Annotated in this window: 2 protein-coding genes and 2 pseudogenes; all 4 read left to right on the top strand. The window is 70.2% G+C overall.

Going from position 1 to position 16,271, the window contains the following annotated elements; all coding sequences use genetic code 11:
- Positions 1-283: 283 nt before the first annotated feature.
- Positions 284-5,290, top strand: a pseudogene (locus ASF45_RS36370) (beta strand repeat-containing protein); the annotation flags it as partial.
- 340 nt (positions 5,291-5,630) lie between these two features.
- Entirely contained in the window at positions 5,631-14,594 is an 8,964-nt protein-coding gene (locus tag ASF45_RS36365; protein ID WP_162243979.1) for a cadherin repeat domain-containing protein, read from the top strand.
- A 5-nt stretch (positions 14,595-14,599) separates the two neighbouring features.
- Entirely contained in the window at positions 14,600-16,147 is a 1,548-nt protein-coding gene (locus ASF45_RS09200) for a diguanylate cyclase (RefSeq protein ID WP_056660387.1), read from the top strand.
- Positions 16,144-16,271, top strand: a pseudogene (locus ASF45_RS35125) (two-component system response regulator); the annotation flags it as partial. The gene ASF45_RS09200 and the pseudogene ASF45_RS35125, both read left to right, overlap by 4 nt.

Here is a 16,271-nt window from a genome sequence, read left to right as displayed (position 1 = left end):
CACCAGGCCGGTGTTCATCGATGGCCGCTCCGACGACAGTTATGCCGCCAACGGCAGCCGGCCGGCGATCGTGCTGCAAGGGGGCGGCTACAGCAATGGCTGGGTGGGCCTGGACATCTACAGCGACGACAACACGGTGCGCGGCCTCGTGGTCCAGGGTTTCGAAGTGGGCGTGTACCTGCATGCCGGGTCCGACGGCAACACCATCGCCGGCAACTACATCGGCCCGCTGCAGGCCGATGGCAGCTACACCAGCGCCGCGGCCGCGCAGAGCACCTGGGGCATGATCGTGTCCGGCGCCAACAACACCATCGGTGGCACGACGGCCGCAGACCGCAACGTGATCTCGGGCCTGCGGACCTCGGGCGCGGGCATCTACATCCTGGAGGCCACGGCCACCGGCAACCGCGTGATCGGCAACTACCTGGGCAGCAACGCGAGCGCCACGCCGCTCGCCTTGGGTGGCGAGTCCGTGCTCCTGACCAATGGGGCGGCGAACAACCAGATCGGCGGCACGGCGGCCGGCGAAGGCAACCTGATCGCGGGCAGCCAACTGGCCGGCGTGTGGCTCGCGACGGCCGCCGGCAGCGGCAATGCCATCCTGGGCAACAGCATCCATTCGAACGGTGGCCTGGGCATCGACCTGGGCAACGCCGGCGTGACGGCCAACGACACGGGCGACGCCGACACCGGCGCCAACAACCTGCAGAACTTCCCGGTGCTGACGCTGGCGCGCACGAACGGGGCCGGCAGCTTCGAGATCAGCGGCACGATCAACAGCACGGCCAACACCTACATCCGCATCGAGATCTTCGCCAACACCAGCAACGACGCAAGCGGCTACGGCGAGGGCCAGACCCTGCTGGGCTTCGTCAACGTGCTGACCAACGGCAGCGGCAACGCCACGTTCTCGACCACGCTGTCCGCCACCGTGGCGGCCGGGGCCTTCATCTCGGCCACGGCCACCCGGAGCAACGCCAGCTACACCACGTTCAGCGACACCTCTGAATTCGCCAGGAGCGTGGTCGCCATTCCGACCACACAGGCCGTGCTGGTGGTCACCACGGCCGCCGACACGCTGGACGGCGACACCACCAGCATCTCCACGCTGCTGGCCAACAAGGGCGCGGACGGTTTCATCTCGCTGCGCGAAGCCCTCACGGCCATCAACAACACGCCGGCCGGCAGCCTGCCCACGCTGGTGCGTTTCGCCATCGCCGGCACGGGCCTGCACACCATCACGTTGACGGAGGATCTGCCCCACATCGCCCGCCCCGTGGTGATCGACGGCACCACGGACGACAGCTACGCCGCCAACGGCAGCCAGCCGGCGATCCAGATCGTCGGCAATGCCGACCCCGACAAGAACGAGAGCGGCCTGGTGCTGCAGTCCGGCGCCAGCGGCAGCACCATCCGCGGGCTGGCGATCACGAACTTCGACTACTCCGGCATCTACATCGAGGCCGGCTCGAACAACAACACCATCGCCGGCAACTACATCGGCAGCATCGGCGCGGGCGGGCAGGTGCTGGGCACCACGGTCGACCATGGCATCTGGGTGGAAAACGGCAGCAACAACCGCATCGGCGGCAGCAGCGCGGCCGACCGCAATGTCATCGCCGGAGTCCCCCAGAATGCCATCCTGATCCAGGGCGGTGCCAGCAATGTGGTGCAGGGCAACTACATCAACGTGATGCCGGACGGCCTGTCGGCCGTGACCAGCACCGGCCAGGGCATCCTTGTCGCAGACGGCGCCACCAACACGCAGATCGGCGGCCTGGCCGCCGGCGAGGGCAACTGGATCGTGCGCACCGACTACAGCGCCATCGGGGTGGTGGACGCCTCTGGCACCACGGTGCAGGGTAACCGCATCGGCACGGATGCAGCAGGCACGGCCAACTGGGGCACGCGCATTGCCGCGGGCATGTTCCTGGACGGCGGCGCCAGCGGCAGCCTAGTCCAGGGCAACGTGGTGGCCTCCAGCGGCGCCAACGCCGGCATCCTGCTGACCGCCGCGGCCGGCGCGGGCAACGCCATCCTCTCCAACCGGATCTACAGCAACGCAGGCCTGGGCATCGACCTGGGCTGGGACGGCGTGACGGCCAACGACCCCGGGGACACCGATACCGGCGTCAACAACCTGCAGAACTTCCCGGTGCTGGACTCGGCCAGCCTCGTGAGCAACCTGTTCTACGTGGCCGGCAGCCTGAACAGCGAGGCCAACAAGACCTACCGGGTCGAGTTCTTCGGCATCCCTTACGGCAGCACGGACGGCAGCGGCAACGGCGAGGGCCATGTCTACCTGGGCTTCCTGGACGTCACGACCGATGCGAGCGGCAATGCGGCCATCAACGCCACCCTGACCAGCGGCGGGCTGAGCTACGGCGCCTGGATCACGGCCACGGCGACGGAGAAGACCGGCGCCAGCAGCTACGGCTCGACCTCGGAGTTTTCGGTCAACGTGCAGGCCGCCAACACGGCGCCGGCGCTCACGGTGGCGGCCAGCGCTGCCACCACCGAGAACGCCGCGGCCGTGGCGCTGGCGCCCGGCGCCACGGCGGTGGACACCGAGCTGGCCGCCGCCGGCAACTACGCGGGTGCCACGCTCACGCTGCAGCGCAACGGCGGCGCCAACGCGCAAGACCTGTTCGCGGCCACGGGCGGCTCGCTCTCGGCGCTGACACAGGGTGGCAACCTGGTCTACGGCGGCACGACCGTGGGCACCGTGACCACCAACAGCGGCGGCACCCTGGTGCTGACCTTCAACGCCAATGCCACGCAGACGCTGGTCGACAACGTGCTGCGCGCCATCGGCTATGCCAACAGCAGCGATGCGCCGCCAGCCTCGGTGCAGTTGGACTGGTCGTTCAGCGACGGCAACACGGGCGCCCAGGGCAGCAGCGGCGCGCTGATCGGCACGGGTAGCACCACCGTCACCATCACGGCGGTGAACGACGCGCCGGTGCTCACGACCACCGGCGGCGCGCTGGCCTACACCGAGAACGCAGCGGCCACGGCCATCGACCCGGGCCTGACCGTCAGCGACGTGGACAGCGCGAACCTGACGGGCGCCACGGTGTCCATCAGCGCGAACTACGTGAACGGCCAGGACGTGCTGGCCTTCGTGAACGCCAATGGCATCACGGGCAGCTGGAACGCGGCGACCGGTGTGCTGACCTTGAGCGGCAGCGCCACGCTGGCCGACTACCAGGCGGCGCTGCGCAGCGTGACCTACGTCAACACCAGCGACAACCCGAGCACGGCCACGCGCACAGTGTCGTTCGTGGTCAACGACGGCACGGCCGACAGCGTGGCGGCCACGCGCGGCATCGCCATCACGGCCGTGAACGACGCCCCCGTGGTGACGACCACCGGCAGCCCGCTGGGCTACACCGAGAACGCGGCGGCCACGGCGGTGGACCCGGGCGTGACGGTCAGCGATGCCGACAACACCACGCTCACCGGCGCCACCGTCAGCATCAGCGCCAACTACGCCAACGGCCAGGACGTGCTGGCCTTCGTGAACGCCAATGGCATCACGGGCAGCTGGAACGCGGCGACCGGTGTGCTGACCCTGAGCGGCAGCGCCACGCTGGCCAACTACCAGGCTGCGCTGCGCAGCGTGACCTACGTCAACACCAGCGACAACCCGAGCACGGCCACGCGCACAGTGTCCTTCGTGGTCAACGATGGCACCGCCAACAGCGTCGCCGCCACGCGCGACATCGCCGTCACGGCCGTGAACGACGCACCGGTGATCACCAGCAACGGCGGCGGCGCCACGGCCGCCGTGTCGGTGGCCGAAAACGGCACGGCCGTGACCACCGTCACGGCCACCGACGCCGACGGCACCACGCCCACCTATGCCATTGCGGGCGGCGCGGACGCGGCCTTGTTCAGCATCGACAGCACGACCGGCGCGCTGCGCTTCATCGGCGCGCCGGACCACGAGAACCCGCTGGACGCCAACGCCGACAACGTCTACGAGGTCATCGTGCGGGCCACGGATGGCGCGCTTGCGGACGACCAGGCCCTGAGCGTGACGGTCACCAACGTCAACGAGGCCCCTGTGGGCGCGGTGACCGACGCCGATGCCGCCGCCAACACCGTGGCCGAGAACGCCGCCAATGGCACGGTGGTGGGCGTGACGGCCTTCGCGGACGATCCGGACACGCCGGACACGGTGAGCTACAGCCTCACGGACAATGCGGGCGGGCGCTTCGCCATCGACGCCAGCACCGGCGTGGTCACGGTGGCCGATGGATCGCTGCTGAACTATGAAGCGGCGACCAGCCACCAGATCACCGTGCTGGCCACCTCGTCCGATGGCTCCACCGCCAGCGCCAACTTCACGATCGGCCTGGCGGACGTGAACGAGGCGCCGGTCGGCGCCGTCACCGACGTGGATGCCGGTGCCAATACCGTGGCCGAGAACGCCGCCAATGGCACCGTCGTGGGCGTCACCGCCCAGGCCCTGGATCCCGACGGCACGGCCACCGTCAGCTACAGCCTCACCGACAACGCGGGGGGCCGCTTCACCATCGACGCCAGCACCGGTGTCGTGACCGTGGCCAATGGCTCGCTGCTGAACTACGAAGCGGCCAGCAGCCACCAGATCACGGTGCTGGCCACCTCGTCCGATGGCTCCACCTCCAGCGCCAATTTCACCATTGCGCTCGGCGACGTGAACGAGGCGCCCGTCGGTGCCGTGGCCGACGTGGATGCCGCGGCCAACACGGTCGCGGAGAACGCCGCCAGCGGCACGGTCGTCGGCATCACCACCCAGGCCATCGACCCGGATGGCACGGCCACGGTGAGCTACAGCCTCACCGACAACGCCGGTGGCCGTTTCACCATCGATGCCAGCACGGGCGTGGTGACCGTCGCCGACGGCTCGCTCTTGAACTACGAAGCGGCCAGCAGCCACCAGATCACGGTGCTGGCCACCTCGTCCGACGGCTCGGCTTCCAGCGCCAGCTTCACGATCAACCTGGCCGACGTGAACGAGGCCCCGGTCGGTGCCGTCACCGATGTCGATGCCGCCGCCAACACCGTGGCCGAGAACGCGGCCAACGGCACGGTCGTGGGTGTCACCGCCCAGGCCACGGATCCCGACGGCACGGCCACGGTGAGCTACAGCCTCTCCAACAACGCCGGTGGCCGCTTCGCCATCGACGCCAGCACTGGCGTGGTGACGGTCGCCGATGGCAGCCTGCTCGACCACGAGACGGCCAGCAGCCACCAGATCACGGTGCTGGCCACCTCGTCCGACGGCTCCACCTCGAGCGCCAACTTCACCATCGCACTCGGTGACGTGAACGAGGCCCCCGTGGGCGCCGTGAGCGATGTCGACGGCACCGCCAACACCGTGGCAGAGAACGCGGCCAACGGCATGATCGTGGGTGTCACCGCACAGGCCACGGACCCGGACGGCACGGCCACGGTGACCTACAGCCTCACGGACAACGCGGGCGGGCGCTTCGCCATCGACGCCAGCACCGGCGTGGTCACCCGTGCTGGCCACGTCGTCGGACGGTTCCACGTCCAGCGCCAACTTCACGATCGGCCTGACGGATGTGAACGAGGCACCCGTCGGTGCCGTGACCGACGCAGATGCTGCCGCCAACACCGTGCCCGAGAACGCCGCCAACGGCACCGTCGTCGGCATCACCGCCCAGGCTCTCGATCCGGACGGCACGGCCACGGTGACCTACAGCCTCACCGACAACGCCGGTGGTCGCTTCACCATCGACGCCAGCACGGGCGTGGTGAGCGTCGCCGACGGCAGTCTGCTGGACCACGAGACGGCCAGCAGCCACCAGATCACGGTGCTCGCCACCTCGTCCGATGGCTCCACCTCGAGCGCCAACTTCACGATCGGCCTGGCGGACGTGAACGAGGCGCCGGTGGGCGCCGTCACCGACGTCAACGCCGCCGCCAACAGCGTGGCGGAGAACGCGACCAACGGCACGGTCGTGGGTGTCACCGCCCAGGCCACGGACCCGGACGGCACGGCCACGGTGACCTACAGCCTCACGGACAACGCGGGCGGGCGCTTCGCCATCGACGCCAGCACCGGCGTGGTCACCGTGGCCGATGGCTCCGGCACGGCCACGGTGACCTACAGCCTCACGGACAACGCGGGCGGGCGCTTCGCCATCGACGCCAGCACCGGCGTGGTCACCGTGGCCGATGGCTCGCTGTTGAACTACGAAGCCGCGGCCAGCCACCAGATCACCGTGTTGGCCACGTCATCCGACGGCAGCACCTCCAGCGCCAGCTTCACGATCAACCTGACCGATGTGAACGAGGCCCCGGTCGGCGCCGTGACCGATGTGAACGCCGCCGCCAACCAGGTGGCCGAGAACGCCGCGAATGGCACGGCCGTCGGCATCACGGCCCAAGCCGTCGACCCGGACGGCACGGCCACGGTGAGCTACAGCCTCACCGACAACGCCGGTGGCCGCTTCACCATCGACGCCAACACCGGTGTGGTGACCGTTGCTGACGGCAGCCTGCTCGACTTCGAGGCGGCCAGCAGCCACCAGATCACGGTGCTGGCGGCCTCCTCGGACGGCTCCACCTCCAGTACCAACTTCACCATTGCGCTCGGCGACGTGAACGAGGCGCCCGTCGGTGCCGTGGCCGACGTGGACGCCGCCGCCAACACGGTCGCGGAGAACGCCACCAACGGCACGGTCGTCGGCATCACCACCCAGGCCATCGACCCGGACGGCACGGCCACGGTGAGCTACAGCCTCACGGACAACGCCGGTGGTCGCTTCGCGATCGACGCCAGCACCGGCGTGGTGACCGTCGCCGATGGTTCGCTCTTGAACTATGAAGCGGCCAGCAGCCACCAGATCACGGTGCTGGCCACCTCGTCGGACGGTTCGACTTCCAGCGCCAACTTCACCATCGGCCTGACGGACGTGAACGAGGCGCCCGTCGGGGCGGTGAGCGACGTGGATGGAGCGACCAACACGGTCGCGGAGAACGCCACCAACGGCACCGTCGTCGGCATCACCGCCCAGGCCACCGATCCGGACGGCACGGCCAGCGTGAGCTACAGCCTCACCGACAACGCCGGTGGCCGCTTCACCATCGACGCCAGCACCGGCGTCGTGACCGTGGCCGACGGCTCGCTCCTGAACTACGAAGCCGCTGCCAGCCACCAGATCACGGTGCTGGCCACCTCGTCCGACGGCTCGACCTCCAGCGCCAACTTCACGATCGGCCTGACGGACGTGAACGAAGCGCCCGTCGGTGCCGTGACCGATGTGGACGCCACCGCCAACTCCGTGGCCGAGAACGCGGTCAACGGCACGGTCGTCGGCGTCACCGCCCAGGCCCTGGACCCCGACAGCACGGCCAGCGTCACCTACAGCCTCACGGACAACGCCGGTGGCCGTTTCGCCATCGATGCCAACACAGGCGTGGTGACGGTGGCCGACGGCAGCCTGCTCGACTACGAAACTGCCGCCAGCCACCAGATCACGGTGCTGGCCACGTCGTCCGACGGCTCCACCGCCAGCGCCAACTTCACGATCGGCCTGGCGGACGTGAACGAGGCGCCCGTCGGGGCTGTCACCGATGGGGACGCCGCGGCCAACACCGTGGCAGAGAACGCGGCCAACGGCACCGCCGTGGGCATCACGGCGCAGGCCCTGGACCCCGACGGCACGGCCACCGTGAGCTACAGCCTCACGGACAGCGCTGGCGGGCGTTTCACCATCGACGCCAGCACCGGCGTGGTGACCGTGGCCGACGGCGCGCTCTTGAACTACGAAGCCGCCGCCAGCCACCAGATCACCGTGCTGGCCACGTCCTCGGACGGCTCGACCTCCAGCGCCAACTTCACCATTGCGCTCAGCGACGTGAACGAGGCGCCCGTCGGTGCCGTGACCGACGTGGATGCCGCGGCCAACACCGTGCCCGAGAACGCCGCCAACGGCACGGTCGTGGGTGTCACGGCCCAGGCCGTGGATCCCGACGGCACGGCCACGGTGACCTACAGCCTCAGCGACAACGCCGGTGGCCGCTTCGCCATCGACGCCAACACCGGCGTGGTGACCGTGGCCGACGGCTCGCTCCTGAACTACGAAGCGGCCAGCAGCCACCAGATCACGGTGCTGGCCACCTCCTCGGACGGCTCCACCTCCAGCGCCAACTTCACCATTGCGCTCGGCGACGTGAACGAGGCCCCCGTGGGCGCCGTGGGCGATGTCGACGGCGCCGCCAACACCGTGCCCGAGAACGCGGCCAACGGCACCGTCGTGGGCATCACGGCCCAGGCCGTGGACCCCGATGGCACGGCCAGCGTCACCTACAGCCTCACGGACAACGCCGGGGGCCGCTTCGCCATCGACGCCAGCACGGGCGTGGTGACCGTGGCCGACGGCTCGCTCCTGAACTACGAAGCGGCCAGCAGCCACCAGATCACCGTGCTGGCCACGTCGTCCGATGGCTCCACCTCCAGCGCGAACTTCACGGTCGGCCTGACGGACGTGAACGAGGCGCCCGTCGGTGCCGTGACCGACGTGGATGGGGCGGCCAACACCGTGCCCGAGAACGCCGCCAACGGCACCGTCGTGGGTGTCACCGCCCAGGCCCTGGATCCCGACGGCACGGCCACGGTGACCTACAGCCTCAGCGACAACGCCGGTGGCCGCTTCGCCATCGACGCCAGCACGGGCGTGGTGACCGTGGCCAATGCTTCGTTGCTGGATTTCGAGGCTGCCGCCAGCCACCAGATCACGGTGCTGGCCACGTCGTCGGATGGTTCCACGTCCAGCGCCAGCTTCACGGTCAGCCTGGGCGACGTGAACGAAGCGCCCGTCGGGGCCATCACCGACATGGACGCCGCCAGCAACACCGTGGCCGAGAACGCCACCAACGGCACGGTGGTCGGCATCACCGCCCAGGCTCTGGACCCCGACGGCACGGCCACCGTGAGCTACAGCCTCACGGACAACGCGGGCGGCCGCTTCGCCATCGACGCCAGCACCGGCGTCGTGACCGTGGCCGACGGCTCGCTCCTGAACTACGAAGCGGCCAGCAGCCACCAGATCACGGTGCGGGCGACCTCGTCCGATGGCTCCACTTCCAGCGCCAACTTCACGATCGGCCTGGCGGACGTGAACGAGGCCCCCGTCGGTGCCGTGACCGACGTGGACGCCGCTGCCAACACCGTGCCCGAGAACGCCGCCAACGGCACGGTCGTCGGTGTCACCGCCCAGGCCATCGACCTGGATGGCACGGCCACGGTGACCTACAGCCTCTCCAACGACGCCGGGGGCCGCTTCGCCATCGACGCCAGCACGGGTGTCATCACCGTGGGCAACGGCAGCCTGCTGGACCACGAGACGGCCAGCAGCCACCAGATCACCGTGCTGGCGACCTCCTCGGATGGCTCCACCTCCAGTGCCACCTTCACCATTGCGCTGGGCGACCTGAACGAAGCGCCGGTCGGCGCCGTGACCGATGTGGATGGCGCGGCCAACACCGTGCCCGAGAACGCGGCCAACGGCAGCGCGGTCGGCGTCACCGCCCAGGCGCTCGATCCGGATGGCACGGCCACCGTCACCTACAGCCTGACCAACGACGCCGGTGGCCGCTTCACCATCGACGCCAGCACGGGGGTGGTGACCGTGGCCGACGGCAGCCTGCTGGACCACGAGACGGCCAGCAGCCACCAGGTCACCGTGCTGGCCACCTCGTCCGACGGCTCCAGCTCCAGCGCCAATTTCACGGTCAACCTGGCCGACGTGAACGAGGCGCCGGTCGGTGCCGTCACCGATGTCGATGCCGCCGCCAACACCGTGCCCGAAAACGCCGCCACCGGCACCGTGGCCGGCATCACGGCACAGGCCCTGGACCCGGATGGCACAGCCAGCGTGAGCTACAACCTCACCGACAACGCCGGTGGCCGCTTCACCATCGACGCCAGCACCGGCGTCGTGACCGTGGCCAACGGCTCGCTGCTGAACTACGAGAGCGCCACCAGCCACCAGATCACGGTGCTGGCCACCTCGTCCGACGGCTCGACCTCCAGCGCCAACTTCACGATCGGCCTGACGGATGTGAACGAGGCGCCCGTCGGCGCCGTCACCGATGTCGATCCAGCGGCCAACACCGTGCCCGAGAACGCCGCCAACGGCACGGTCGTCGGTGTCACGGCCCAAGCCCTGGACCCCGACGGCACGGCCAGCGTGACCTACAGCCTCTCCGACAACGCCGGGGGCCGCTTCGCCATCGACGCCAGCACGGGTGCCGTCACCGTGGCCGACGGCAGCCTGCTGGACCACGAGACGGCCAGCAGCCACCAGATCACCGTGCTGGCGACCTCCTCGGACGGGTCCACCTCCAGTGCCACCTTCACCATTGCGCTGGGCGATGTCAACGAGGCCCCCGTCGGTGCTGTGGCCGACGTGGATGCCGCGGCCAACACCGTCCCCGAGAACGCCACCACGGGCACCGTCGTGGGCATCACCGCCCAGGCGCTGGACCCCGACGGCACGGCCACGGTGAGCTACAGCCTCAGCGACAACGCCGGGGGCCGCTTCGTCATCGACGCCAGCACCGGCGTGGTGACCGTGGCCAACGGCTCGCTGCTGAACTACGAAAGTGCCGGCAGCCACCAGATCACCGTGCTGGCCACCTCGTCCGATGGCTCCACCTCCAGCGCCAACTTCACGGTCAACCTGGCCGACGTGAACGAGGCCCCGGTCGGTGCCGTCACCGATGTCGATGCCGCCGCCAACACCGTGGCCGAGAACGCCGCCAATGGCACCGTGGTTGGCATCACCGCCCAAGCCACGGATCCGGACGGCACGGCCACGGTGAGCTACAGCCTCTCCAACAACGCCGGTGGCCGCTTCGCCATCGACGCCAGCACCGGCGTGGTGACCGTGGCCGACGGCTCGCTCTTGAACCACGAAGCGGCCACCAGTCACCAGATCACCGTGCTGGCCACCTCCTCGGACGGCTCGACGTCCAGTACCGCCTTCACCATCGCGCTCGGCGACGTGAACGAAGCGCCGGTCGGCGCCGTCACCGATGTGGATGCCGCGGCCAACACCGTGCCCGAGAACGCCACCACGGGCACCGTGGTCGGCATCACCGCCCAGGCCATCGATCCGGACGGCACCGCCATGGTGACCTACAGCCTCACGGACAACGCCGGTGGCCGCTTCACGATCGACGCCAGCACGGGCGTGGTCACCGTCGCCGATGGCAGCCTGCTCGACTACGAGACGGCCAGCAGCCACCAGATCACGGTGCTGGCCACGTCCTCGGACGGCTCGACTTCCAGCATGAGCTTCACGGTCGCCCTGGGCGATGCGAACGAGGCACCGGTCGGCCCGGTGACGGACGTGGACGCCGCGGCCAACACCGTGCCCGAGAACGCGGCCAACGGCACCGCCGTCGGCATCACCGCACACGCGATCGACCCGGACGGCACGGCCAGCGTGGCCTACAGCCTGACGGACAACGCCGGTGGCCGCTTCGCCATCGACGCCAACACGGGCGTCGTGACCGTCGCGAACGCCAGCCTGCTCGACCACGAGAGCGCCACCAGCCACCAGATCACCGTGCGCGCCACCTCGTCCGACGGCTCCACCTCCAGCGCGACCTTCACCATCGCGCTCGGCGACGTGAACGAGGCGCCCCTGGGTGCCATCGCCGACGTCGACCCGGCCGCCAACCAGGTGCCCGAGAACGCCGCCACCGGCACGCCAGTCGGCATCACGGCCCAGGCCGTGGACCCGGACGGCACGGCCACCGTCAGCTACACGCTGAGCGACGACGCCGGCGGGCGCTTCACGATCGACCCGGCCACGGGCGTGGTCACCGTGGCCGACGGCAGCCTGCTGGACTACGAAGGCCAGGCCCAGTACCAGATCACGGTGCTGGCCACCTCCTCGGACGGCAGCAGCTCCAGCCTGAACTTCACGGTCCAGCTGACGGACGTGAACGAAGTCCCGGTGGGTGCCATCAGCGACATCGATCCCGCCCCCGACACCGTGCCCGAGAACGCCGCCACCGGCACGCCGGTCGGCATCACGGTCCAGGCCGTCGACCCGGACGGCACGGCCACGGTGCGCTACAGCCTCAGCGACGATGCGGGCGGCCGCTTCGCCATCGACGCCGACACGGGCCTGGTCACCGTGGCCGACGGCAGCCTGCTGGACTACGAGGGCGCCACCAGCCACCAGATCACGGTGCTGGCCACTTCCTCGGACGGCTCGACCTCCAGCGCCAGCTTCACGGTCGCGCTGAGCGACGTGAACGAGGCCGTGATCTCGCCCGTGGTCGACACCGACCCCGCGCCCAACCGCCTGCCCGAGAACGCCACCACCGGCACACCCGTGGGCATCACGGCCTTCGCGCGCGACCCCGATGCCGGCGCCACCGTGAGCTACGCGCTGCTCGACGACGCTGGCGGGCGCTTCGCCATCGACGCCAGCACCGGCGTGGTCACCGTGGCCGACGGCAGCCTGCTGGACTACGAGAGCGCCACCACGCACGGCATCGTGGTGCGCGCCACGAGTTCGGACGGCTCCACCACCGACACGGCCTTCACCATCGCCCTGGCCGACGTCAACGAGTTCGCCGTGGGCCCGTCGGTGGACACCGATCCCGCGCCCAACCGCGTCGACGACAACGCCGCCACCGGTGCCACCGTGGGCGTCACCGTCCAGGCCGTGGACGCCGACGGCAGCAACAACACCGTGCGCTACAGCCTCAGCGACGACGCCGGCGGTCGCTTCGCCATCGATGCCCAGACCGGCGTGGTGACCGTGGCCGACGGCACGCGGCTCCAGGACGCCGACGGCTTCACGATCAAGGTGCTGGCGACCTCGTCCGACGGCAGCAGCAGCGAGACGGCGTTCAACGTGGCCGTGCGCAACACCAACGTCCAGGCCCCGGTGATCACCAGCGCGGCCAGCGTGGCCGTGCCCGAGAACAGCGTCGACGTGCTGCAGGTGACCGCCAGCGATGCCGATTCGCCGGCGAGTGCGCTGGTCTACAGCATCGTCGGGGGCGCGGACGCGGCGCGCTTCAGCATCGACGCGCAGACGGGGGCGCTGCGCTTCACCACCGCGCCCGATGTCGAGATCCCGGCCGATGCCAACGGCGACAACCTCTACGACGTGCGCGTGCGCGTGAGCGACGGCCGCCAATCCAGCGAGCAGCAGCTGGCCGTGCAAGTGACGCCCGTCAACGACAACGCACCGCGTTTCACCACGCCGGGCGGCGTGGTCGAGGTGCCCGAGAACAGCACCGCAGTCGTGCGCGTGCAGGCCGTGGACGCGGACCTGCCGGCCGAGACGCTGCGCTACAGCATCGTGGGCGGCGCCGACGCGGCGCGCTTCACCATCGATGCGCAGACCGGTGCACTGCGCTTCGTCCAGGCACCGGACCGCGAGGCCCCGGTCGATGCCGACGGCGACAACGACTACGCCGTGGTGGTCGGCGTCAGCGACGGCCTGCAGAGCGCCTCGCTGGCCCTGACGGTGCGCGTGCGCGACGTGGTCGACGGCGGCGGGTTGCCAGGCGGCACGGTGCAGGTCAGCGTGCCCGAGCAGCAGACCGCCGTGACCACGGTGCAGGCGTCCGGCACCGGCGGGCAGCCGCTGCAGTATGCGCTGGCCGGAGGTGCCGATGCAGCGCTGTTCACCATCGATGCCGCAACCGGCCGGCTGGCGTTCCGAGCCCCGCCGCTGTTCATGGCGCCGCGCGATGCCGATGGCGACAACCTCTACGAGGTGCTGGTGCGCGTCAGCGACGGCGAACGCACTGGCGACTACCGCGTGCTGGTGACAGTCACGGGCAATCCGGTCGTGCAGCCGAATCCGGTGCCGGCCGCGCCCGTCCCGGGGCCCACGCCCCCGGTGGCGGTGCCCGTGCCGCCAAACCTGCCCGCCAGCGGTGCCGGCCAGAGCCTGGGCAGCGACCCCGCAGCCGGCGAGGCCGGCGCCACGGACGAAGGCGGCCTGCAGTTCGCGGGCGGCGCCGACATGGTGCACGCCGACCATGTTCCCGGCACCCGACCCGCCCCCGCCGTGTTGCTGGCGCCGGCCACGCAGCAGCCGCTGCCGGCCGACCTGCTGCTGCGGGTGCAATGGCGCCAGTCCGACTACCACGCCGCCTGGGGCGACATCGGCCTGCCCGACCTGTTGCTGCCAGACCTGCTGCGCAGTGAGCCTGTCGATGCCAGCGCCCAGACCAACCGCGGCCCACGGCCCGACGCCCTCCCCGTGGTCGCCGACACCGCGGAGGAAGGCCGCGACGGCACGCTGCAGGCGAGCGCCGCACTGGACCAGGCCCTGGCCGGCGGCATCGCCATCGGCCTGGGCGCGGCCTTCTGGGCCAGCCGCGGCAGCGCCCTGCTGGCCAGCCTGCTGGCCATGTCGCCGGCCTGGACCAGCATGGACCCCCTGCCCGTGCTGAACCGGCGCCAGCGCGGGCCGCGCGACCCACGCGCGCAGCAGCCCTTCGGTGACGCGCGGGAAGACAATGGAGACGGGACCGAACCCGAAGATGCCCGGCGCAAGGACGAGGAAACCGTGGCGGAGGACAAGCAGTGAATCCGATGGGATGGTGGCGCCAGCTGTTCACGCCTGCCGTGCGCGTCGCGCTCGGGCTGGTGTCGCTCATGGTCACGCTGGTGCTGATCGCCGAGATGTTCACGGGCTACCCCAGCGACCGCGGCGAACTGGTGCGCAACCACCACGCGCTGGTGACCCGCACGGTGGCCCAGGAGGTGGCCAGGGTGCTGAGTGCCGACGCCAGTGGCGCCGTGCAGTTGCAGCGCGTGCTGGCCGATGCCCACGCACACGAGCCACGCTTGCTGTCCGCCCGCGTGCTCGACAACCATGGCCAGGTGCTGGGACAGGTCGGCAACCACCAGCGCGGCTGGCACCTGGAGACCGGCACCAGTTCCACGCTGGACAACATCCGCATCCCGCTGATGGTGGGCAACCAGCGCTGGGGCGAGATCCAGTTCGTCATGCAGCCCCTGTACCCGGCCACGCTGGCGGGCTGGCTGCGCGAGCCGCTGGTGCACTGGCTGGCCTTCATCTCCGTGGTCGGCCTGCTGGTCTATTCGCTGTACCTGCGCCGTGTGCTGCGCCACCTGGACCCGAACGCCGCCGTGCCCGAGCGCGTGCGCACGGCCTTCGACACGTTGACCGAAGGCGTGCTGGTGCTGGACACCGTGGGCCGCGTGATGCTGGCCAACAAGGCCTTCACGCTGGTCGATGGCGAGGAGGCCAAGGCCTTGACCGGCCGCGACGCCACGGAGCTGCGCTGGCTCGTGGACAGCCTGCCGGCCGAACGGCGCAACCCGCCACCCTGGCGCCAGGCCGTGCAGGACAAAGCGCCCGTGCTGGGCGTGCCGATGCATGTGCTGCGGCCACGGCAGCCGGCGCTGCGGCTGGTGCTGAACTGCTCGCCCATCAGCGACAACGGCCGTGTGCGCGGCTGCCTGGCGAGCTTTTCCGATGTCACGCAACTGCAAGAGCGCACGGAGAAGCTGCGCGTGGCGTTGGAAGACCTGGGTGCCTCGCAAAAGGAGATCGAGCGCCAGAACGAGGAGCTGACGCTGCTGGCCACGCGCGACGCACTGACCGGCATCTTCAACCGCCGCTCGCTGATGCAGCAGGCCGAACAACGCTTCGCCGAGGCACGCGCCAACGGCACGCCCCTGACCTGCATCATGTGCGACATCGACCACTTCAAGTCCGTCAACGACAAGTACGGCCACGGCGGCGGCGACCAGGTGATCCAGGGCGCCGCCCGGGCGCTGAGCCGCGGGCTGCGCATCGAGGACTTCGTCGGCCGCTACGGCGGCGAGGAGTTCTGCGTGATGCTGCCCGGCAGCACGCTGGCGCAGGCGCGCGAGGTGGCCGAGCGGCTGCGCGAGGACATCGCGGCCACGCTGGGCGCAGCGCTGCGCGACCACCCCGGCGTGCGCGTGACCATGAGCTTCGGCGTTGGCGAACTGGAGGCCGGCATGGCGGACCCCGCCGCACTGATCGACCTGGCGGACCAGGCGCTGTACCACTCCAAGAAGAACGGCCGCAACCGCGTGACCGCGTGGCGCACCGAGGACACCGAGACGGCAGGAGCAGTTGCATGACGGACACCACGAACGCCCAGACCCGGCCCACCGTGCTGGTGGTGGACGACACGCCGGACAACCTCTCGCTCATGAGCGCGCTGCTCAAGGACCTGTACAAGGTCAAGGTGGCCAACCACGGCGA

It is taken from the genome of Pseudorhodoferax sp. Leaf265, assembly GCF_001422365.1.
Taxonomy (GTDB): domain Bacteria; phylum Pseudomonadota; class Gammaproteobacteria; order Burkholderiales; family Burkholderiaceae_C; genus Pseudorhodoferax.
Note: the sequence above shows the minus strand (reverse complement) of the source record. Positions and strands in the feature narration are given on the sequence as shown.